Raw genomic sequence first — 21,494 nt, 5'->3', positions numbered from 1 at the left:
ACTCTGACTATTTATATTTAATTACCCTCTTATTTAGTCGTTCCTTGGATGATTCTCATCTCTGTCTCCTTATCACAACTTCCTTTGAAGCGTAACATGATTCTGTTTATCTCTCGATGACGATTGCGCTGGGCAATCTTATCATAAGGATGGACGAAAGTAAAGATAACCCATATTAAACCTACTGCAAGCAACAATTCCAACACTACAAATCCTGCAAAGGAAGAGAACTCTCCACAAACACTTACAGAGGAATGTGCAGTACCAAATGCATATAAAATAGCCAAGCCAAAGAAAACCGGATATATGGAATATCGAGCAACTACCGAATTGGCTTCGTATTTCAAGAACTGTTTGAGTTCCGAAACATATTCTTTATCAAAATAAGTATTCTTAATCTTAACTGCAAACTGCATTACTTGTTAGTCTTTCAGACAAGCCAGCGGAATGACCTTGACACCATCAGGACGAGTGTAGGCCATTTCTCCTCCGGTGATAACCATCAGCAAGTCTGGCTCACGAAGTTTGATTTGTCTTTCAGTTATATTATGTTCTTGTACTAATCTTTTGATTTCTTTTAAGTGTTCAGCTCCCTCTTCTATTTCACGGCTTCCTAATTTGAATTCAATTAGGGCATATCGCCCATCATCAATATGAAGAACAGCATCTGCTTCTAAATCATATCTGTCGTGATAATAAGACATAGAACCTCCAAGGGATAGTGAATAAGCCTTAAGGTCACGGATGGCCATGCATTCGAACAAGAATCCAAAGGTTTTCAAATCTGTATAGAGTGCCTCTGGCGACAATCCTAAGGCAGCAACAGCAATTGAAGGATCGACAAATTCACGCTTAGAACCACGACGTATGGCTGATGCAGAACGAATAGCAGGACTCCATGCATCAATATCTTGAATGACGAACAAGCGTTCGAGTGCATCAAGATATGCATCGAATGACGTTGTACTGACACCCTCCAAGTGCTCGTTGACATCTCGATACACCACGGTCTTCTTTGCCAACGTCGAGATATTACGTGCATAACTCTGAAGTATTGCGCTTGCTACTTTTTCGTTTCTTCTTACGCCATCTATTGTCGACATATCTGTACTACACACTATTTGTACGTAGTTCTTGGCTATTTGCAGTTTTGCTTTATCAAACTTAGCATACAACGAAGCTGGCCATCCACCACGACAAGCAGCAAATATCAGTTCTTCAATAGACATGTCAGACATTACACCATCAATGTCCAAATCCTGATTATCAAATAGTTCTTTTATTGAAATTTTGCCATTAGACTCCAAAGATTCATAAAGACTCATTGGAAGCATTTGCATCTTTGCAATTCTACCGCTACCAGAATGTTTAACAAATTCACTTTTTTTCTTTGGGTCAATAGAATTGGAACCTGTCAAAATAAATTGCCCAAACTCGTTTCGTTTATCAACCATAACTCGCACCGAGTCCCATAGCACAGGAGCCTCCTGCCATTCATCTATAAGACGTGGAGTGCCACCAGACAGTAGAAGTGAAGGTTTCACTCTAATGGTAGACTGATATTTGTCACGCATATCAGGATCTTGCAGCCTGATAACACTATTTGCTTGTTGCTCTGCAGTTGTGGTTTTGCCACACCACTTAGGGCCTTCTATGAGCACAGCTCCGGAGGAAGCCAATAGCAGACTCAGATATTCATCTGCTGTTCTTTTGAGATATTCCATATTGTTTACTAAATTTGGTGCAAAGATATTATTTTTTTATAAACCTCGCAAATTGCTTGGTGTTTTTGTGGTGTTTTGATTTGTGTTTTTGTGATGTTTTGTTTGGTGTTTTTGTGGCATTTTAGTTAGTGCTTTTGCGGTAAATTTATTTTTTTGACTTTGTGTCTGACTAAAGAAAGCATCTCAAAACCACATTGACGATTTAGCAATATGGTTTGATAAGTCTTCTACGTTGGCTTTATGTACCATATTACGTTTTCTTACCGTTTACACATTCTTGTAATGCACTGAATTTAAATAATGTTTATCTTTGAATAAATAAAGTAAGAAATCATCTATAAATAACAGTGCTGCCGCATAGGAACACAATCCTTATGCGGCTGTATTATGTTTATTACCAACGAATTATCCGACCCAAAAACATATTAGAAAAGCATGGTATGTATGCCTTGAAATCAAAAGCAAAATCAGAGAGAACAACAATCATTCATCAAATAAAAGATAGAAATAGAAGTGCTATGATAAACTTTCAATAAGAGAACAACTTTCTCACGTTTTTTCATTCTTTATACAAAAATATTTATTAAATTTGCATGTCAATCAAAAGGAGTTGAAAAACACCCAAGATTAGTAATAATATTCACTATGGCAGAACATCAAGAACGACATAAGCAATCCATCCGCTTCTTCAACGACCGTGAAGTGAGGGCTGTGTGGGACGACGACCACAACAAGTGGTGGTTCTCGGTATTTGATATAATTGCAGCAATCAATGAGCAGGACGATTATCAGAAGACGAGAAACTATTGGAAATATCTCAAAACAAAGTTGAAGAAAGAGGATACCGAACTGGTTAGTGCCACTAACCGGTTCAAGTTGCAAGCACCGGATGGTAAACAACGATTGACAGATATGTTGGATAGCAAGGGCGTAATCTTATTGGCAAAGGCAATACCAAACAGCAAGGCAATGTCATTTCTCGATTGGTTCACCTACAGCGACAACACCATTGATGGACAGAGCAAGAAAAAAGCATATCAACTCTTTGAAAGTGGAATCTTACAATCAGCAGAGCCTGGCAGCATCAAATGCCTACAACAGATACATGCTTATCTCTTTGGCGGATTATACGACTTTGCAGGACAAATCCGAACTAAGAATATATCCAAAGGAGGCTTTACCTTTGCTAACTGCATGCACTTCCCTACTACGCTGCAAACAATAGAGCGAATGCCTGAAACCACCTTTAATTTAATGAGATTATGGACAAATATGTGAAAATGAAAATTCGTGCAAGCGAGTACCATGTGAACTCGTTCACAAATGGTCGAGTGCTGCCGAATTTATGCAACGTTGCCCATCCTTTCATGGAGGGCAATGGTCGCAGTACTCGCATTTGGCTCGACCTCATGCTAAAGCGTTCTCTAAAACGGTGTGTGGATTGGAGTCAGATAGACAAGAACCAGTATCTGTCTGCCATGCGTGAAAGTGTAACTGATAGCACGCATATCAAGTCTTTGGTACAGCCTGCACTCACCACCAAGATTGACGACAGAGAAATGTTCATGAAAGGTATTGACTATTCATATTATTATGAGCAAAATGTGTGAATATAAGGTGGAACATGGCCAGATAACAATCAATGAACCTAAGGTACATTCTAAAATGGAATCAAAGCAATATAGTCATAGATTCATGTAAAAAACAAGCAACATAATAAATATAAAAAGATGATAGATTTTAAAAGTAAAATCAAAAGTAAATCCTTTGCAAAGGATACAAATCCTGTGAATATCTATTCTAACCTGGATAGACAAGCATCTGCTGGTCCTTTAAGGCCTATTCAGAGATCTGTACTTGATGATTGGTATACCAATCATAATGATGATCGTGATGTAATAATAAAGTTACATACGGGAGAAGGCAAAACGCTCATTGGGCTCTTACTATTACAATCAAGATTAAATAGTGGTAAAGGACCTTGCCTCTATGTTTGCCCTAGTATACAATTGGCCGAACAAGCATCAAATGATGCTACCAAGTTTGGCATAAAACACCAATTGCATAAACAGGGAGAAAGAATACCCGATGAATTCCTTGAGAGCAAAGAAATTTTGATAACATATGTTCAGCGACTCTTTAATGGACGAACACAGTTTGGAATAGACAATAACAGTATAAAAATCGGAACTATAGTTCTTGATGACTCTCATGCTTGTATAGATTCCATTCGTAGTGCTTTTTCTATTAAAGCCAATCGACAATCTGATATTTATAAATATTTTTTATCTTTGTTCGAAGCATCTATGCGAAAGCAGGGTGAAGGAACATATATAGATATAAAAAACACAGAAAGCTCTTATGAACTTATGCCTGTACCTTATTGGGACTGGATAGACAAACAAAACGAAGTTGCTGAATATATGAATCAACAACAGGACTGTGATGAAGTTAAATTTGTATATCCTCTCTTAAAAGATATATGGAGCGATTGTACTGCCTATTTTACAGGTTCTGGTATAGAGATAACACCTGATTATAATTTAATTCATAGATTTACTTCTTTTACAAAAGCAGATCAACGTATCTTAATGTCTGCAACGACTCAAGATGATTCTTTTTTTATAAAAGGATTAATGATGAGTAAAGAATCTGTTATACATCCATTAACAAATTCGTTAACAAAATGGTCTGGAGAGAAAATGATATTATTTCCAACACGAATAGATAAAAGTCTCAATTCAGAAAATATTCGCAATTTTGTTTGTAAATCCTCCGTGAAAGGAATTATTAGCAAAGTCGCTCTAGTTCCTTCTCTGTGGTGGGGAGATGATTATGAAAAGAGAGGAGCTAAGATTGCAATTAGGGGTAAACTTCCTGAAGAAGTTAACTACTTGAGAAGCGGTGGTCCCTATAACCACACTGTCGTGTTCATAAATAGATATGACGGAATAGATCTTGCAGATAATCAATGTCGAATATTAGTACTAGATTCTCTACCTTCATTTGGGAATCTATCGGATAGATATGAGCAACAATGTAGGGAAGATAGTGCACTTATCACAACAAAGATAGCACAAAAAATTGAACAAGGACTAGGAAGAAGCGTAAGAAGTGAAAAAGATTATAGCGTAATTCTTATAGTAGGTGAAGACTTGGTTAGTTTTATTAAGACATCTATTAATCAAAATCTTTTCTCTCCCCAAACATTAATGCAAATTAAAATAGGAGAAGATGTTTCAAATAGTGTGAAAGATGAAATTTCGGATATTCAAACCGCAGGAAAAGCATTTTCCGAAGTAATAAGTCAATGTCTTAATCGTGATGAGAATTGGAAGCAGTTCTATAAAGAAGCGATGGATGATATTAAGCTGAAAGAAGAAGCACACCCTCTTATAGACATAATAATAAAAGAATTTAGAGCAGAACAGGCTTGCATAAAATCAGATTATTCAAGAGCGGAGAAAATATATCAAGACCTTATTAACATAGACTTTAAAGATAGAGAACAAGAAAAAGGTTGGTATCTTCAACTAATGGCAAAATGCGTCTATCGTAGAAGTAAAATAGAGTTTGAAAATATACAAAAAACAGCCCATGATTTAAATCCCTATGTCCTAAAACCTTTAAACTGCAACTACAAGGTTATAAGTCCAATCAATCAAAAATCGCTTACACTTATCCACGAATATCTTTGTAGATTTAAAACATACGAGGACTTGACACTGAAAATGGATGCAATTCTATCAGACCTCAGTTTTGGTACAAAATCAGACAAATTTGAAGCTGCACTTCAAGAAATTGGAAAATTATTAGGCTATATAAGTCAAAGACCAGACCACAAATATAATGTAGGGCCTGATAATTTGTGGATATTTCCTAATGGCTTAAATTTCATAGGATTTGAGTGTAAAAATGAAGTGTTATCTACAAGAAAATGCATTTTAAAAGAAGAAGTCGGACAAATGAATAATCATATAGGTTGGTTTGAAAAAACATATGGCATAGATAAAAATATTAAATATATCCATATTCATCAAACCAATGTGGTTTCTGATAAAGCAAATTACACAAAAGAAGTCTCCATTATAACTTCTAAAGAGCTTACTGAGTTAAAAAAGAATATAAAAGGATTTATCGGCGAATTCTCCAAATATGACTTAAAAAGCATTAATGAAGACTACATTAAGAAAGCGTTAGAAACTCATAAATTAACGCTTAAAGATGTGGAAGGACTTTATTCGATAGCACCAATTCCTCTCCAAGGGCCAAACCTATGATGGTGATAACATCCAAGATGTTTTCTAATTGATACTATTCAAATTGAGGAAACATTTTTGTACCATGTAAATATAAGTCATTGATAATCAGTATAGGATATATTTGAGGAAGTAAAGTATGAAAACATCTATAAATAACAAAGCAGCCGCATAGGGCACAATACTTGTGCGGCTGTATTGTATTTGTTGCTAACGGATTTTTCAAGCAAAAAATATTAGAACAGCATGTTGTATATGTATTGAAATTAAAATAAACTCAGAGAAAACAATAATCATTACGGCTCAACAACCGGAATTATCCGTTGAGCCGTCTTTTGCAAATGGGTCTTCAGTGGTTGAAGAACTAATCAATTCTAATCCGGAGGAGAAGGAAATGTACCAAATAAACGTGCAACTATAAGATAAATGTCACCTATAGTTGCGCTTTTGGTTAATTCTGCACAAAAACAAAATGTTTTTTGTACGTTTTGGTAGTTATTACATTATTTATTATTACCTTTGTATTCAAAATTTGACAATTCAATATAAGAAAATTCGTATAATTCAAAATCTATTATCAGATGTTATTGGCACATTGCTTAACTCTGATCTAAAGATTGGATACAGATAGATATGGAAGAGACAAAAGTGTTCACACAAGAACAGAAGACTGAATCATTGCGCAAAGCTTTGATAGAAGTTGGTTATGACATGGCCTCTTCTCAAGCTGAAAGCATGGAAGAAGATACAGAATCTTGGGTAAAAGATATTATTGACGGCAAGATTAATCCTAAATGCATTGATATCAGTGACCAAGCAAGCCATTCATTTTATAATAATGAATTGGATATATGGTTTGAACCAGACGGGGAAATTTTCCCAGAAGGCTGTGGTGAATGGGGACTTAATGAACTCATTGAAAATAATGGTATTTCAGACGATGAAGTGTTTGATTTATTGTATGAAGGCGCAGCCAATTATGTAAATGAAATCTATGGCGAGGGCTGGAAAGACAGATACCCTGAGCCTAAATATAAATAAGAATTTGTGTTATAATAAATATGTTTAAAGTTTCATGGGATAGAGAAACAGGAGGAGTGAAGTTGAGCTCACTGGTTGGGAAAGATACGGTAAATATCTCTCCTCGTCCAGTATTCTATGAAGAATTAGACCTTCTTGGACTTAACACTTTGGGATGGCAATACCCACAGTGCGAAGAACCGTTGCTATGGGCATGTAACAAGGAGTATTACTATCGTGGAGACTTGGTTTTTGAGGCTAAGGATGCTAACATATATGACAAAGCAACTATAGTATTTCAACCAGGCAAAGAGAAGTTAAAACTGAAGCCAGTCAATATGCAGAAAATGCTCGAACATACAAAAGAGCAAATGTTCCTTTGCGAGAGCGAAGCTATTGAATTCATTCGTGATATATACGATACATATAGTGGAGCCAATCGCATGACAGAAAAACATGCTGCCAACAGAATGGATTTTGAATCTCTCGCTGAAATTCAAGAGAAGAAGACAAAACAGAAAATGGCCATTGTGAAGGAAGATTGCGAGAGCTTTGATATTATGCCTTTGAGTGAAGCTGAGAAGCAAGGAAAGAAAGTATTAAAAGCAACAAAGATAGACTATTTTCTCGCTTCATTCTCTGGCGGCAAAGACAGTCAAGTTGTGCTAGACCTCTGTACTCGTGCACTTCCGCCAGACTCATTTCAAGTTATATACTCAGACACAGGCTATGAACTGCCAAGTTCTTTAGAACTATATGATGAAGTGCAGAAACACTATCATGAACAGTTTCCAACGTTAAAATTCCGCACAGCAAGAAATCATGAGTCTGTCCTCAATTATTGGGATAAGATAGGAACGCCTAGTGATAAACATAGATGGTGCTGTGCCGTGATGAAAACAGCCCCACTATATAGAATGCTCAAACTTCCCAACTCAAATAAGCAAGCGAAGGTACTTGCTTTCGAAGGAGTGAGATCTGAGGAGAGTGTAAAACGTTCAAGTTACGAGCGTATTGGAAAAGGAGTTAAGCATTCATTCGTGACTAATGCAAGACCAATATTGAAATGGAATACCACAGAGATTTTCATCTATTTGTTTCGATATAATCTTACAATAAACAAGGCATATCGAATGGGAAAGCCTCGTGTAGGCTGTATTTTCTGTCCTTTTTCGTCTCCTTGGGATGATATGGTAGTGAACAACAGGTTTAAATCTAACCTGGCTCCTTTTCTTAATAGAATTATCACTATCGCAAAAGACAGAAAAATTCCTAATATAGATGAATACATACAAGAACGTAAGTGGAGACTTAGAGCAAGTGGAAATTTTGTTTCACAGAAATCATCTGTTGAATTCATAAAAAGCACTCCACATTTGGTCGCTTCAATAAGTAATGCTAAAATCGATATTGAAAAATGGCTCATCACTATAAGTGATTTTACAATGTCAAGAAATGGTAATGTTGCCCAAGGTGAGTTTAATTTCAAAAAGAAAATATATGCATTTGAGATAAATTATAAGGATGATTCAAATTACACATTCACATTATACAATGCCTCAGACATAATGCTAGTTAAAGCATTAAAGCGTGTATTGTACAAAACAACATACTGTATAAGTTGTGAGGTGTGTGAAGTTGAATGTCCTACAGGAGCACTTTCTGTATATCCAGATATTAAAATTGACAAAACAAAATGCACTCACTGTCACAATTGTCTTGACTTTCATGAGCATGGCTGTGTTGTTGCAGATTCATTAGTAAAAAGTATGGAAAATAAAGCAAAAGCAGGTAACATTTCCAAATATGGTACTTTTGGAATCCGAGAAGAATGGTTGTCTGAGTTCTTTGCGGATTCTCAGGTCACATTTTGGATTGTAGGTAATAGCTCTCTTGGTAACAAGCAAGTTCCTAGTTTTAAGGCATGGTTGAAAGATGCGGAAATTATAGATTCCAAAAATATTCTTACTGAATTTGGACAGTTCTGTATTGATAACATGGTTAATGACCCAGAATTAATATGGTCATTAATCTGGATTAACATTGTATATAATTCAGAACTTGTTAGTTGGTTTGCAAACAATGTAAAACCTAATCATGCTTTCAATCGTGCTAGTTTATCAGAACTTGCTTATGATTATTTCTCATCATCGTTCTCTAAGAACACGATTGACTATGCCTTCCAAGCACTTATGCAGGTATTCAATTATTCTCCTTGCGGTGAAACATTGTGTCAGGGTGCTGAGTATGATAAGAATCATCTTATAAGATATGAATTCAAAGAACTATCAGAGATTGCATTGGCTTATTCTTTGTATAAATTCTCAGAAGCTAATGGCACAACATCCTTAAGAGTGAAGGATTTCTATGACGAGGACTGTAAAAACGGCATAGTTCGAGAATTCTGCTTGTCAAAAGAAACATTTGAAAAAGGATTAAGAACACTAAATTCAGCAAAAGATAGAATATTAGTTGCCAACCTCAGTATGGGACTAAATCACATAACCTTACAGGATGGACTAACACCACTCGATGTATTAAAGAAACTTTTTAGGTAATATGAATCAAATTCTTGTCTCATTTTACAAAGATGCGTTTAGTTCTTTGCATTGTTCTATATGCAAAGGCAAGGTTAACGTGGCTAAACCTTTGTTGCTTTTGTCAATAATAGAATTAATAGGTGATGGCGTGCAAAGTAATCGCTTTGAAATCCAAAGTATAAAAGAAAAATATGAGGAGTTGCAAAAACAATATGCAGCAATAACACCATACCAATATCCTTTATATTTCCTAGAGAACGAGGAATTCTTCCACTTAAAATGGAAAAAGACAAGAATAAAGACTCACACTCCATCTGCTAAACTAATTCGCGAAAATATCGAGTACGCTTTCCTGGACAATGCACTATGGGATTTATTGCAGGAGCAACAGATGCGAGAAGATTTCCATACATTAGTAATAAACAATTTCTTGAAATAGATTATGACCAAAAGATATTCTGACGCAATACGGATTCGAGAAACAAAATCCGCATATAATATTCAAACTGAGGAAAGTAACGAATGGAAGAACTTCATTCCTAATGAGCAGTTTAATGAGATATTACAAAAGATAATAGGTTCTGTCAGCAACAAAATTGTTGACGAGCATCGTTCTTTTTGGTTAGAGGGTACTTACGGTACAGGCAAAAGCCATGCCGCTGCTGTTATCAAACACCTTCTGTGTGATCCGATTATAGAAATAGAAGATTACATAGGCGAAGAATACGGTGCAGATAAGTATTCTATTATTCGTGAATCATTATATGCTTTTAGAGAAAATATACGATTGTTCCCTGTGACTATGTATGGGCCATGCTCTATTTCCAACCGATATGACCTTTCCTTGCAAATACAATTACATATAACGCAAGCATTACATGATGCTGGTATTGATGTGACTGTGCAAACAGATTTCGATAATTTCATTTCGAATATTGAGAAAAGTCCTGCCATATGGGATACAATAATCAGTAATGACACAGAATTACAATCGTATGCACCTGATCGCAAAAAATTAATCAAAGAATTAAAAGATAAGGATGCTTCTTCCGCTGTTCTTTCATTAGCTAAAAATGCTCTCAGGAATTCTGGCCTTCATGTCAGACTCGAACAGGAAAACTTATGTAAATGGTTTTTTGAGGTTCAAGATGAGCTTGTCAAGAATACCGATTATAAAGGTATTTTCCTTATATGGGATGAGTTTACTGACGTTATGGATCTTGATATTGGTGCATCATTATTGGTTAGCCTTCAGGAATTGACCGAAGCTACAATGCGTTCAAATAACAATTCCTATATTCTTCATATTGCTCATCCTTCTGCATTAGATAAATTAAAAGCAGACGAACGTACGAAAACGACAGGTAGATACCACTATATGCATTATAATATGGAACCAGTATCTGCTTTCAAGATTATGTCTCGCAAGTTTATGCATGAACAAGATAGTAGCAATCCTGTTTATGCGCTATATCATGAAATGACAGATAGGTATTTTGCGCAAATGCGCGAAGTTTATGAGAAATATGCGGAAACATCCAATAATCCAATGGAAACATTGGAAGACCTTAAATCTCTATTCCCTGTACATCCTGCTACGGCAAATATGGCAACATATTATGCGCGTGAAGTAGGGTCTTCATCAAGAAGTGTTTTCGAATTTTTGGGAAGCAATCCTGCTATTCGCGAATTCCTTGACAATGAACAATTCTTCGAGCAGGGACAAATGATTACATCAGACTATTTGTGGGATTTTGTGTTGGATGAATTCAACAATAAAACTACGAAGTATGGTGTCGTAACGGAGCGTTTTAATTCATATAAACTGCACGTCGCCAAGAAAGGTGATGCGTACCTTGCTGTATTTAAGGCAATTTTACTACTCAATGCTTTTAATAATCTTGCAGCAAACGAAACTGTAACTCCAAGCGAAGAAAACATCCGCAATATGTATGTAGGAACTCCCATTGACAAAGATATGGATGAAATACTCGAGTGGATTAATACAGAGGGTGTTGTTCAGCGTTCACCACAGGGGATTTATGAAATACGTTTTTCGGCTCTTGACACAAAAGAAATTGAGGAAATAAAGCAGCAACTTCTTGATAAAGATTTTAGATTTACATCTCAAATTTTAAACTATGGTGATACTGCCAGAAAAGAGATGGAAAAGAAATTGAAAATGGTCAATCGTCCACTATCTTTTGATTTCTATTCTGAGGACAATAATGAATACTCGCTATTACACAATATTGAGATTAAATATAAAGAGACAGAGTCATATGAAGTATATCTTACTTTATTAATGGCTCGTACAAATTCTGAACTTGCAGCCATTAAGGAAATTGCAACAAAGGCAATGAATGATGAACGTTTCCAAAATGTTGCATTTGTCGTTTTTGATACGATTTTAGAGTCACTAGAATTTGATCGTTTCATAGAATATCAAGCAAACGCCATCTGTTCTGGCAAACATGGGTATGCTGAACAAACGAAATCTCATACAGACAATGCAAAAGCAATTATTTGCGATTGGATGAAAGATATTTCATCTGGCACATGCACAATATATTTAAAGGGACAAAATTCGGTTATTTCTTCGCGCACATTGCCTAGCATTATAAATAGCAGTATTGCACCGAACATATTCTATTCAGGACCAGAATCCTTAGAGATTCTACGTCTGAAGGCACCCTCTACATGTTGGGTAAAACAGTTCTCTAATAAAACTGCTGATACGGTATTGTCTTTTAACACAAAAGATGAAATAACTACACGTTGTATAGGTCCGGCAAAACATATTCAATTGCTTCTACAGGATAGTGTTGATGACAACCTTCAGTTTAAATCTGGAGTTGACACGAAACATCCATTATATGTAGTATCAAGGTTCGTGAAGTCAAGGATTGACCATACCGATAAGCAGAATATCTTTAATTTTGCTGATAAATTTAGAGAATTGACAATGCCACCTTATGGTTTATTCAAGTCTCATGCAGGATATGGTATGCTGGCATTCGCCTTACGCCCATACGTTGATAAAGTTTTCGACACAAATGGAAAGCCTATTAATGCTCAACGAATGCAAGAACTGATAGATTACACCTTCAAAATATGGGACGGAGCTTCAAGTAATATACATAAAGTTGATGTAAAGTTTGAGACTAAAGAGGAAGGTTCTATTGCCAAAGGATTGATTTCCATGTTTCAACTTGGTAAACTCAAAGATTACAAAGACGTTACCAGTTTGACAGATGCACGATGGGCTCTTCGAAATGGCTTTTGTCCTGAGGCTGGTTTCCCTTTGTGGGCAATCAAATATTGTGATAAGCTTCAAGCACTTAATTGCAAGGACAAAATAGCAAAACTGACGGACAACATCATTACTATCTATACAGAGGTCGGAAGTAAGAATCCTGCTCTTATGGTAGAAACTGATGGATTAATCACGGAAGTCAAGTATGAATACATGCCTCTTCTAAACTATGATGTGGAGAACAACTTTGAAAATGGTTTCCGCAACTATCTGTTATCTGACGAGATAGTAAACCTACAGTTAAGCGACTACGAAACAGCTTTAGCTTATATTCGTCAACATATGGAATCAGGAGTAGGCCTTTGGACAGAAGCTGCTGTCATAGAGCAATTGAAGAACTGGAAATTAAGACTTAATCAAGTCGAGCCAACGCCTAACCCTGCCCCTCAAGACGACAATCCTGGTACAAGTGTTTCAGAGCCGCCAGCGATTGACACAGGTAAACACTCGAAAGCGAAAGCTCGTATTCAGTCTATATCGTCCATCGACGAAGCGAAACAGTTGCTGGAGGCATTGTGCGATTTGGGCTATGATACAATTCTCGACACCATATTAAAATAAAAGCGTATGTTTAAAACCTTTACCAACTTTAAGGAATTACTTTGGAATGTGCATGCAGATTGCAACATAGAAGGTGATGGTGCAAGTACAGCCAACAGATTCCCAGTGAGGTTTGTCTTATTCGACAACTTCCGCGACTGCTGCATGTTCGTGGAAGACATTTCTCATCTGCCAAATATCAATATACAACGATTGGAAGACTGGATGGATGAGGAGTACCCTGATATCTTTATTCCACATGACAAGTTGGCCAAGAAGATATTGCAACTCATCAGGTCAACACCTTCTGAATATAGAATTATTATGCCTTTCTCTGAAATTGCAAGATTCTATGACAACAGAAACCAACTAGAGTTTGATGCTCTAATTTCCACTGTCAAAGGGTATGACACGGAAAAAGAAGGTTTTAAGCATAAACAGAGAATTTACATACCTATTGTGGGACAAGAAGGAAAGATGCAGCACTTCCGTGATGACTCACAATCGTTTATCTGGTACTATCACAATTCTGATAGGCAACTCGATTATCGTCTGATAATGACAGACGGCACTACGTATGGAGTCAAGGGATTAGAATCTAAGTATAATATTGCGAACACACTTACAGAATGGCTTGGCTTTTGGAAATACCCTGAGCTGAAGCAAAATATCATCAGCATTTCAAAGTCAATATATTCTCACCGAGAATATGCGAAACCAGACAATGCTTTTGAGTTTTGCAAATGCGAGAATGCTTATCAGTTCTTGACAAATGGTTTGAAGCTTGATGTTGATTGCATCCCTTACAATGAGGATGAGAAAGTATATTGGGACATGCTTGCTTCAAAGGTAAACTTTGTTAATTTCAAATTTGAGCAGTTTTTTAATGAACAGTTTGGCATCTACAATCTTGCAGACTACAAGGTGTTCTTTGAAACATGGTTTAAGAACAAAGAACCATTCATGCGTTGGCTTTTAGCAAAATACTATGTACAGAAATTCTGTGACATGGGGTATATCTGCCGTGTTCTTCAACACCTTGATGGATACAGCGATGCTGCATTTGCCAAAGGGCTAACTCTGACTATCTTCAGTCTGGATGACCAGGAATCATATATAGAAGAAAGACATGAAGGACTTATGCAGGGGTATAAGAACAATATGGAACTATCACCTGATATTCAGTCTTATCTTGTCGGGAAAATAAAGGATATAGAGGCAAAGACTGGCATATTGTCTGCAATCAAGTATGTTTCATGTATGTCGTATGGCGAAAAGGCATTGGTCATAGAATGGTATCGAGATGGAAAGATATCAAAGGAAGATTTGCTTATCCTATACCCTGATTTGTATTATTACTTAGATAAGACTGTTGCTTCTGCTGAAGACACATGGGTGTTAGACTACATGGATAAATACAAAGAGGCTAAAGTCAGGAATATCTATTCTGACGATGTAAGGGCTTATATTCAAACTAAGAACCAAAATCATGTTGAGCACTTTAAATGGACAAATAAGTTTTCCACGACAAGGACTCTGTTGAGCATGCGTTCTGACATTCAGTGTTACCTCTGGATAGATGGTCTTGGCGTTGATTGGATTCCTTTCATTAGTCAGATTGTGAAAGAGCATGAATCAGAAGGCTATTATTTGAACGAAGTGTATGTTGCTACCGCAAAAGTTCCAACAAGGACTGATATTAATAAAGCTGATATTCAAGCTTTGTCTGGAGGATTGTTTGAGAAAACTGGCGATTTGGACGAAATTGCTCATACCTGTAGGGCATATCCAAAGTTTATCATAGATGATCTTGAAACTGTAAGGAAAGCAATACATAAATTTTTGATGGAACACCCAGGAGTAAAAATTGCCATAGTGTCTGACCACGGCATTTCTTATTTGTCTCAACTCGTGCCAGGACATAATTTGAAAGGATATAAATCAGATCACTACGGCCGTATTGCCGAGACTACAGTTCAAAGCAAAACATCTATCGTAACAGATGGCAAGTATGACATAATAAATATGCCAGACAATAAGACCATATGTCTTTGTGCCTTGAAGCATGAGTCTTTGATGGCTAAGATTCCAGAAGGAATGGGATGTCACGGAGGTTGTACTCCAGAGGAGCAGTTGGTCCCTATCATGATAATCTCCCTAGAAAAGAATGTTGTCACATGGCGAGCTTCACTCAAATCATTCGAAATAGAGGAGGCAAATCCTGTTGCTATTTATGAAATAGTGGGATTAGATTCAACTCAAACTCCATTTATTGAGTACAATAATAAAAATTATGCCCTTAGTGCTAAGGGGTGCGTTTTCACCAGCGAAAGATTAACTCTCGTTAAAGATGTCACAAAGGTGAAACTAAGAATAGGCACTTGGGAAAAAGAAGATACATTTACAATTAAAATGGCCGTTGAGGAAGACGACCTGTTTGATTTTTAAGATATGAATGCAAATATAGTTCAGAAAGTACAGACGCATTTAGGAGCACAGGCTTTGTATAAAGATAGTGCGACAACTGGTAATCTGTTTGCAGGTCGTAACTTACCATCTTTCGTAAAGGATTATCTCCTTAAGAAATATGCTCATGGAGAAGATGTCGACAGAAATGGACTTACATCTTTTTTGAACAAAGTTATGCCTACAGGTGATATTCGTAGCCAACTGATATCTGGACAAGATATAACCTTGCTTACAAGATTTTCCGTCAACATTGATTTGGTACATAATGTCCGTCGTTTTGGAATTCCAGATTTAGGTATAAAAGAACGTGAGGGACAGATACCTGAACACGTTGCTTCAAAACATCCAGAATTAGTTGACGGTGAAATGTGGGGTATCATAAAAATGTGTCTTCTGCCAGATGACGATGGCAGAAAGAGTCATGTTGAAATGGTTGATTTCAAACCATTTAAGCCTTATACTTCTGTAGATGTGAGCTTCATTCAGAATGTCAGAAAGAACTTTACTACTTCGGAATGGATTGATTTGATTATATCATCGATGGAGTACGAGCCTGACTCTTTTGAAACAATGCATCAGAAATTAGAGTTTATTACTCGTCTTCTATTGTTTGTAGAGCCACGTCTTAATGTTGTCGAACTTGCGCCAAAGGGTACGGGTAAATCATATGTGTTCAACAATATCAGTAAATACGGATGGCTCGTAAGTGGTGGTAAAGTAACACGTGCCAAATTATTCTATGACAGAGCAAAAGATCAATCTGGCATTTTGAAAAACCATGATTTCTGTGCTTTCGATGAAATACAGACAATTGTGTTCCAAGAACCTGCGGAGTTACAAGGTGCTTTGAAATCATATCTAGAACAAGGTAAAGTCACCATCGGTGATAAGGAATTTACGTCAGAATGTGGTTTGATGTTGATGGGCAACATACCCCTTACGGAAGATAGGAAGCCCGTTAACAAGCGTTACTTCGATGCATTACCAGATAACTTCCGTGAATCAGCATTGCTTGACCGTTTCCATTGCTTTATAGAAGGATGGTATCTGCCTCGTATCAATAAGAGTATGATTTACAAGGGGTGGACAATGAACATGGAATACTTCTCTGAGATTATGCATACGCTTCGTGTTCAGAATGTTTATGCAGAATTGTTCGATAAACTTGTTGATTACGACAGACAAGCAGGTATGCGTGAGTTTACTGCGGTAAAACGTATTGCCACAGCATACATCAAGCTTCTCTTTCCTCATTGGATAACAGTGGAGGAAGTGGATTTGGATGAATTTGACACTTTCTGCTTGCAGCCAGCCATTCATCGCAGAGGCATTATTCAACAACAATGTCACTATATTGATCCTGAGTATAAGGCAGAAATGCCTGCAATTTGGGTGAGAAGATAAACTATAATATTTTGTTAATATGGAAAATTTAAGTTGGTTATTCGACGGAATAGGTACACAGATTATCACATTCCTGGTGGGAACTATTACTGGTGGTGTTTGTGGATACAAAATAGGTATTCACAACAAGACAAAACAGTCTCAGAAAGCAGGTAATAATTCTTCTCAAACTCAAATTGGCTCAATTAATTATGGATCTAATAAGTAAAAAAGATTTTGAACAGCAGCAGAAGGCCGGTGACAACTCCACCCAAATAATGGTTTCTGGAAATGTAACTGTTGGCATTACTGAGCAGCAAGCAAGAGATATATGTAGAACTGAATGTGCTATAGCTTTGCAAAATTGGGCATTTCAAGCAGGGGCATTTGCTGAAGCTAGAATTCAAAAATTAGAAGACAAGGTTTTGCCAAAAATGTTGTCTTATGACAAGAATCTGAGCATTTTTGGTGATCCTGGCTTTCAGATATTACTCAGAAAAGCTCAAATAGCAGCAGCTTCGTCAGAAAGGGAGGATGATTATGAAATATTGTCAGATCTTTTGTTATATCGTGCTGAACAAGATAAAAATAGAGAGATAAGATTGGGTATAGCCAAAGCTATTGAGGTTGTTGACCAGATTGATGAAGTCGCACTTATTGCCTTGTCTATTGTGTATGCAGTTTCAAAATATACCCCAATTAGTCCAAGACTTAATAAAGGGCTAGAGGTTCTTGATATTCTATATGGCAAGATTTTAGACAAAAAGAGTTTACCTACAAATTCTTCTTGGATGGAACATTTAGATTTACTATCAGCCATAAGATTAAGTCCAGATGGCATTAATTCATTCAAAAAAATCGAGGAATATATGCCAGAACGATTGGATAATTACTTTGAAGCAGGATTGAGGAAAGATTCAGATGAATATAAACTTGTAATAGAAAAACTACAGTCCGTAGGAGTACCATGTACTTGCTTCGAACCACATCCGTTAAAAGAAAACTATGTTCGTCTTACAACACCTAGAGAAGTAGACAAAATCATATTGTCAGTAAAAATTCCTCAGGGTACAATTCAAATACCTCTTACAGAGCAACAGAAAGAAGTTTTTGAATATGTAAACAGCATTAATTTTCAATTGAATTGTAAGGATCAAGAGATGACTGCGTCATTTTGGAAGATATGGGATAATTATCCTCATCTGAAAGAAGTAAGACATTGATGGAATAACCTTAAACCGTATTTTACGATTACTCCTGTTGGAGTGGCTTTGGCTAATGCATATATTCGTGGAAAAGAACCTTCAATTCCTTCAATATACTAAAAATAAAACTAACATAATTCGGAATGTAAATATGATTGGAAATATCGACATACTGGTAAAAGAACTCTGCAAGCTTCCCAAGGAGGTTGGCTGGGTTGAGTTTAAGCACAACAATTGTGAGCCTACAATGATTGGCGAAGATATTAGTGCTCTTGCCAATACGGCAACCTTGAATGACCGCAACTATGCCTATATGATTTGGGGCGTGGATGATAATACACACGAAATCGTTGGAACAAAGGTACGCCTTCAACTTGAAAAGAAAGGTGAGCAGGAGTTGGAGAACTGGCTTCGCTATCTTCTTTCCAAGAATGCGGATTTTGAATTCTATGATGCAGACATAGATGGTAAGCATGTTGAGTTAATTAGAATCCACAAAGCACTTAGCGAGCCTGTTGCATTCCAGAAGATTGACTACATCCGTAGTGGTAGTTATACAAAGAAGTTGCACGAGTTCCCCATATTCCGTGCTCAGTTATGGGACAAGTTACGCCACGCTCAGTTTGAAGATGTTTGTGTAAAGACAGACCAAAGATATGAGGATATCATCAGATTGCTTCAAGTGGATGCATACTTTACCTTGTTGAAGATACCACAGCCAGCAGAGAAAGATGCTGTTGTGCATTATTTAAACGAGGACGAAATCATCCAAAAGCAGGATAATGGTCTTTATTCGATAACAAACTTAGGTGCTCTGCTATTTGCAAAGGACTTGAACGAATTTGCGAGGTTGGGGCGCAAGGCGATGCGTGTGGTTCAGTATAAGGGTATCAACAGATTGTTGATACAAAAAGAGGAATCATTTATACAGGGCTATGCTGTTTGCTTTGAAAATATCGTGCGTTACGTGAATGCCCTATTACCAAGCAACGAGGATGTAAATGCCGTCCAACTATCAACAACAAGCAAGTTCCCACTACCATCTGTTAGAGAGGCCATCGCTAATAGCCTTATTCATCAAGACCTATACATAACAGGAGCTGCTCCTGTAGTGGAGATATTTGACAATCGTATAGAGGTAACTAATCCTGGTACTCCATTAGTAGATGTGCTTCGTATTATTGACAACCCACCGAAGTCAAGAAACGAGAAGCTCGCGTCTCTCATGCGTCGATTGAAAATGTGTGAGGAACTCGGTCGTGGATGGGACAGAATGGTGTTGGCGTGTGAAGCTCAATACCTACCTGCTCCTCGTATAGAAGTATTCCAAGATAGCACCAAAGTCACTCTTTTCTCAGAGATGGAGTTTAGCAATATCCCAATGGAGGATAAGCTATGGTCATGCTATTTACATGCCTGTCTAATGTATATACAAGGCGATGCTTTGACAAACAAGTCGCTTAGGGATAGGTTTGGTATTCCAGAAACATCATCCAGCAGTTCTTCTCGGTTAATTAAGGAAGCGATTGGAAAAAACTTAATAAAAGTACTTGATCCAAATACAGCCCCTCGATATATGAAGTATATTCCTATTTGGGCATAGATTTAACTTGCTGGTAACTTGCTGAGATACTAACAATCGGGGTTGTGGAATAATACAAAATGCTGATATTCAGACAAATAATAGATTGAATTTAACTTGCTGGTAACTTGCTGGCAACTTGTTAACGATTAGAAATTGATATAGTATGCTATTCGGAGATAAGATTAAAGAGCTCAGAGAAGAGCAAGGTTTGCTGCAACGACAGTTGGCAGCATTCTTAGAGATTGACACCCCAATGTTCAGTAAGATTGAACGTGGTGACAGAAGAGCAAAGCGTGAACAAGTCATCAAACTTGCGGAATACCTTCATCAGGATGAAAAGGAAATGCTGACCTTATGGTTGGCAGATAAGTTCATTGATGCTGTTGAAGATGAGCAAGAGCGTGACTTGTGTAACGATGCTATTATTGTAGCACAGGAGAAAATAAAGACATTGTAATTATGGAGATTGACATCTTTCCCGTTCCATCTACAAAAGGAGTACATCGCTATATTGGCACGTCATTCTTGGGACTAATCATCATTACCTAAATAGTTGGCGCTTACAGGATTGCTCAACAGATGATAGGTGAGGGCAAAGAGTTACTTTGTTTTCTTGTCACTATACCTATATTTATAGAAGGATATGCTGTATTAGTATTGTTGCTTCATGCCATCAAGCAATGTCTCTATGCTTACTTCAAGAGCAATAGAAAGGAGTTGAACAATCGAGCAGACCGAGAGAACATGGATGCCTGCATCATAAAGCATTTGGAGGATATTCAAAAGAAACTGGAAACAAAGCCTGTAATGGAAATACCACAACGTAATGTGATTCCCCAGCCTGTACAACATGTACAACAAGAGCCACAAGTATCCAAAGTTGCAAATGATTTGAAACCAAAGATTCTACCAGAACTCGAAGAGACGCTCAAAAACGCTCAGCGAGATTTGGCTCCGTTCATTCAGCAACTGTACATTGGTCGCATCCAATTAACAGAAACTAAAGAAAAGCAAGAGAAGGACAAACTTGATAAAATCCTTAGATATACGCGTCTCATTTTCCTTCCACACGGATTCAGCGATGAAGAGCTTTTCCAGATTGAGGAAGCCGTTAAATTGCTTGTACAATACAACAGCATTGTGAATTGTGTATCGGTAAAGATTGAAAAGAAGAAACTGAAGCAGACCGATCTGAAGAACTTTGCATGGAACATCGGACATCAATATAACATAGACTCCGAGGTGCTGACTATGTTTGTGGTCAATCTGTTTCATTCTTGGTTCAAGAATACCGAGAAGGGCACTATACAAAAGACGCTCCATAACACAACAGGTACATACTCAATTAAAATTGACGAGAGTATCATAGAGCATCTGACAGAGTTAGAAGAAAAGGTGCTTGGCAAGAATCGCAAATAATATAATATGGCAATACTTTGCATAAAAAAAACGT

General features: G+C 37.0%; 13 protein-coding genes and 1 pseudogene. 12 read left to right on the top strand and 2 right to left on the bottom strand.

Annotated elements, in window-relative coordinates; translation table 11 throughout:
• Positions 1 to 29: 29 nt before the first annotated feature.
• Both EHV08_RS10375 and EHV08_RS10370 read right to left on the bottom strand, forming a co-directional pair.
• A complete protein-coding gene (locus tag EHV08_RS10375; protein WP_126679199.1) occupies positions 30 to 416 on the bottom strand; it encodes a hypothetical protein in 387 nt (128 codons plus the stop codon).
• Between the two features lie 6 nt (positions 417 to 422).
• Entirely contained in the window at positions 423 to 1,724 is a 1,302-nt protein-coding gene (locus EHV08_RS10370; RefSeq protein ID WP_126679198.1) for an ATP-binding protein, read from the bottom strand.
• A 645-nt stretch (positions 1,725 to 2,369) separates the two neighbouring features.
• Between EHV08_RS10370 and EHV08_RS10365 the strand changes: the two are divergent.
• The 12 genes and pseudogenes from EHV08_RS10365 to EHV08_RS11745 all read left to right on the top strand — a co-directional run bounded on the left by EHV08_RS10365 (position 2,370) and on the right by EHV08_RS11745 (position 21,460).
• Positions 2,370 to 3,334, top strand: a pseudogene (locus tag EHV08_RS10365) (Fic family protein).
• A 120-nt stretch (positions 3,335 to 3,454) separates the two neighbouring features.
• Positions 3,455 to 6,004, top strand: a complete 2,550-nt coding sequence (locus tag EHV08_RS10360) for a DEAD/DEAH box helicase family protein (protein ID WP_126679197.1) — start codon at positions 3,455 to 3,457, stop codon at positions 6,002 to 6,004.
• A gap of 612 nt (positions 6,005 to 6,616) precedes the next feature.
• On the top strand, positions 6,617 to 7,024 hold the full coding sequence (locus EHV08_RS10355; RefSeq protein WP_126679196.1) for a hypothetical protein: 408 nt from the start codon (positions 6,617 to 6,619) through the stop codon (positions 7,022 to 7,024).
• A 20-nt stretch (positions 7,025 to 7,044) separates the two neighbouring features.
• Complete coding sequence (locus tag EHV08_RS10350) at positions 7,045 to 9,561, top strand: phosphoadenosine phosphosulfate reductase domain-containing protein (protein WP_126679195.1); 2,517 nt, start codon at positions 7,045 to 7,047, stop codon at positions 9,559 to 9,561.
• 1 nt (position 9,562) lies between these two features.
• Positions 9,563 to 9,982, top strand: a complete 420-nt coding sequence (locus EHV08_RS10345) for a hypothetical protein (protein ID WP_126679194.1) — start codon at positions 9,563 to 9,565, stop codon at positions 9,980 to 9,982.
• A 3-nt stretch (positions 9,983 to 9,985) separates the two neighbouring features.
• On the top strand, positions 9,986 to 13,420 hold the full coding sequence (locus EHV08_RS10340; protein WP_126679193.1) for a hypothetical protein: 3,435 nt from the start codon (positions 9,986 to 9,988) through the stop codon (positions 13,418 to 13,420).
• A gap of 6 nt (positions 13,421 to 13,426) precedes the next feature.
• Positions 13,427 to 15,847, top strand: coding sequence for a BREX-4 system phosphatase PglZ (pglZ, locus tag EHV08_RS10335; RefSeq protein WP_126679192.1), 2,421 nt, complete (start codon positions 13,427 to 13,429; stop codon positions 15,845 to 15,847).
• 3 nt (positions 15,848 to 15,850) lie between these two features.
• Positions 15,851 to 17,272 (top strand): BREX system Lon protease-like protein BrxL, encoded by a 1,422-nt coding sequence (gene brxL / locus EHV08_RS10330; RefSeq protein ID WP_126679191.1) that lies wholly within the window; start codon positions 15,851 to 15,853, stop codon positions 17,270 to 17,272.
• 191 nt (positions 17,273 to 17,463) lie between these two features.
• Complete coding sequence (locus tag EHV08_RS10320) at positions 17,464 to 18,474, top strand: LPO_1073/Vpar_1526 family protein (protein ID WP_126679189.1); 1,011 nt, start codon at positions 17,464 to 17,466, stop codon at positions 18,472 to 18,474.
• A gap of 133 nt (positions 18,475 to 18,607) precedes the next feature.
• Complete coding sequence (locus EHV08_RS10315; RefSeq protein WP_238988069.1) at positions 18,608 to 20,059, top strand: ATP-binding protein; 1,452 nt, start codon at positions 18,608 to 18,610, stop codon at positions 20,057 to 20,059.
• Between the two features lie 145 nt (positions 20,060 to 20,204).
• Positions 20,205 to 20,498 (top strand): helix-turn-helix domain-containing protein, encoded by a 294-nt coding sequence (locus EHV08_RS10310; RefSeq protein WP_074550557.1) that lies wholly within the window; start codon positions 20,205 to 20,207, stop codon positions 20,496 to 20,498.
• 122 nt (positions 20,499 to 20,620) lie between these two features.
• Positions 20,621 to 21,460: a hypothetical protein gene (locus EHV08_RS11745; RefSeq protein WP_238988068.1), complete on the top strand. Its 840-nt coding sequence runs from the start codon at positions 20,621 to 20,623 to the stop codon at positions 21,458 to 21,460.
• Positions 21,461 to 21,494: the final 34 nt, after the last annotated feature.

The organism is Prevotella koreensis (genome assembly GCF_003977605.1).
Lineage (GTDB): Bacteria > Bacteroidota > Bacteroidia > Bacteroidales > Bacteroidaceae > Prevotella > Prevotella koreensis.
The sequence above is the reverse complement of the archived record's forward strand: the minus strand, read 5'-3'. Positions and strand labels throughout refer to the sequence as shown.

Bases quoted from the DNA above. Each gene is read 5' to 3' on its own strand.
- EHV08_RS10360 (WP_126679197.1), top strand. From the start codon at position 3,455: ATGATAGATTTTAAAAGTAAAATCAAAAGTAAATCCTTTGCAAAGGAT.
- EHV08_RS10370 (WP_126679198.1), bottom strand. From the start codon at position 1,724: ATGGAATATCTCAAAAGAACAGCAGATGAATATCTGAGTCTGCTATTG.
- EHV08_RS10310 (WP_074550557.1), top strand. From the start codon at position 20,205: ATGCTATTCGGAGATAAGATTAAAGAGCTCAGAGAAGAGCAAGGTTTG.
- pglZ (WP_126679192.1), top strand. From the start codon at position 13,427: ATGTTTAAAACCTTTACCAACTTTAAGGAATTACTTTGGAATGTGCAT.
- EHV08_RS11745 (WP_238988068.1), top strand. From the start codon at position 20,621: ATGATAGGTGAGGGCAAAGAGTTACTTTGTTTTCTTGTCACTATACCT.
- EHV08_RS10350 (WP_126679195.1), top strand. From the start codon at position 7,045: ATGTTTAAAGTTTCATGGGATAGAGAAACAGGAGGAGTGAAGTTGAGC.
- EHV08_RS10355 (WP_126679196.1), top strand. From the start codon at position 6,617: ATGGAAGAGACAAAAGTGTTCACACAAGAACAGAAGACTGAATCATTG.
- EHV08_RS10340 (WP_126679193.1), top strand. From the start codon at position 9,986: ATGACCAAAAGATATTCTGACGCAATACGGATTCGAGAAACAAAATCC.
- brxL (WP_126679191.1), top strand. From the start codon at position 15,851: ATGAATGCAAATATAGTTCAGAAAGTACAGACGCATTTAGGAGCACAG.
- EHV08_RS10345 (WP_126679194.1), top strand. From the start codon at position 9,563: ATGAATCAAATTCTTGTCTCATTTTACAAAGATGCGTTTAGTTCTTTG.
- EHV08_RS10375 (WP_126679199.1), bottom strand. From the start codon at position 416: ATGCAGTTTGCAGTTAAGATTAAGAATACTTATTTTGATAAAGAATAT.
- EHV08_RS10315 (WP_238988069.1), top strand. From the start codon at position 18,608: ATGATTGGAAATATCGACATACTGGTAAAAGAACTCTGCAAGCTTCCC.
- EHV08_RS10320 (WP_126679189.1), top strand. From the start codon at position 17,464: ATGGATCTAATAAGTAAAAAAGATTTTGAACAGCAGCAGAAGGCCGGT.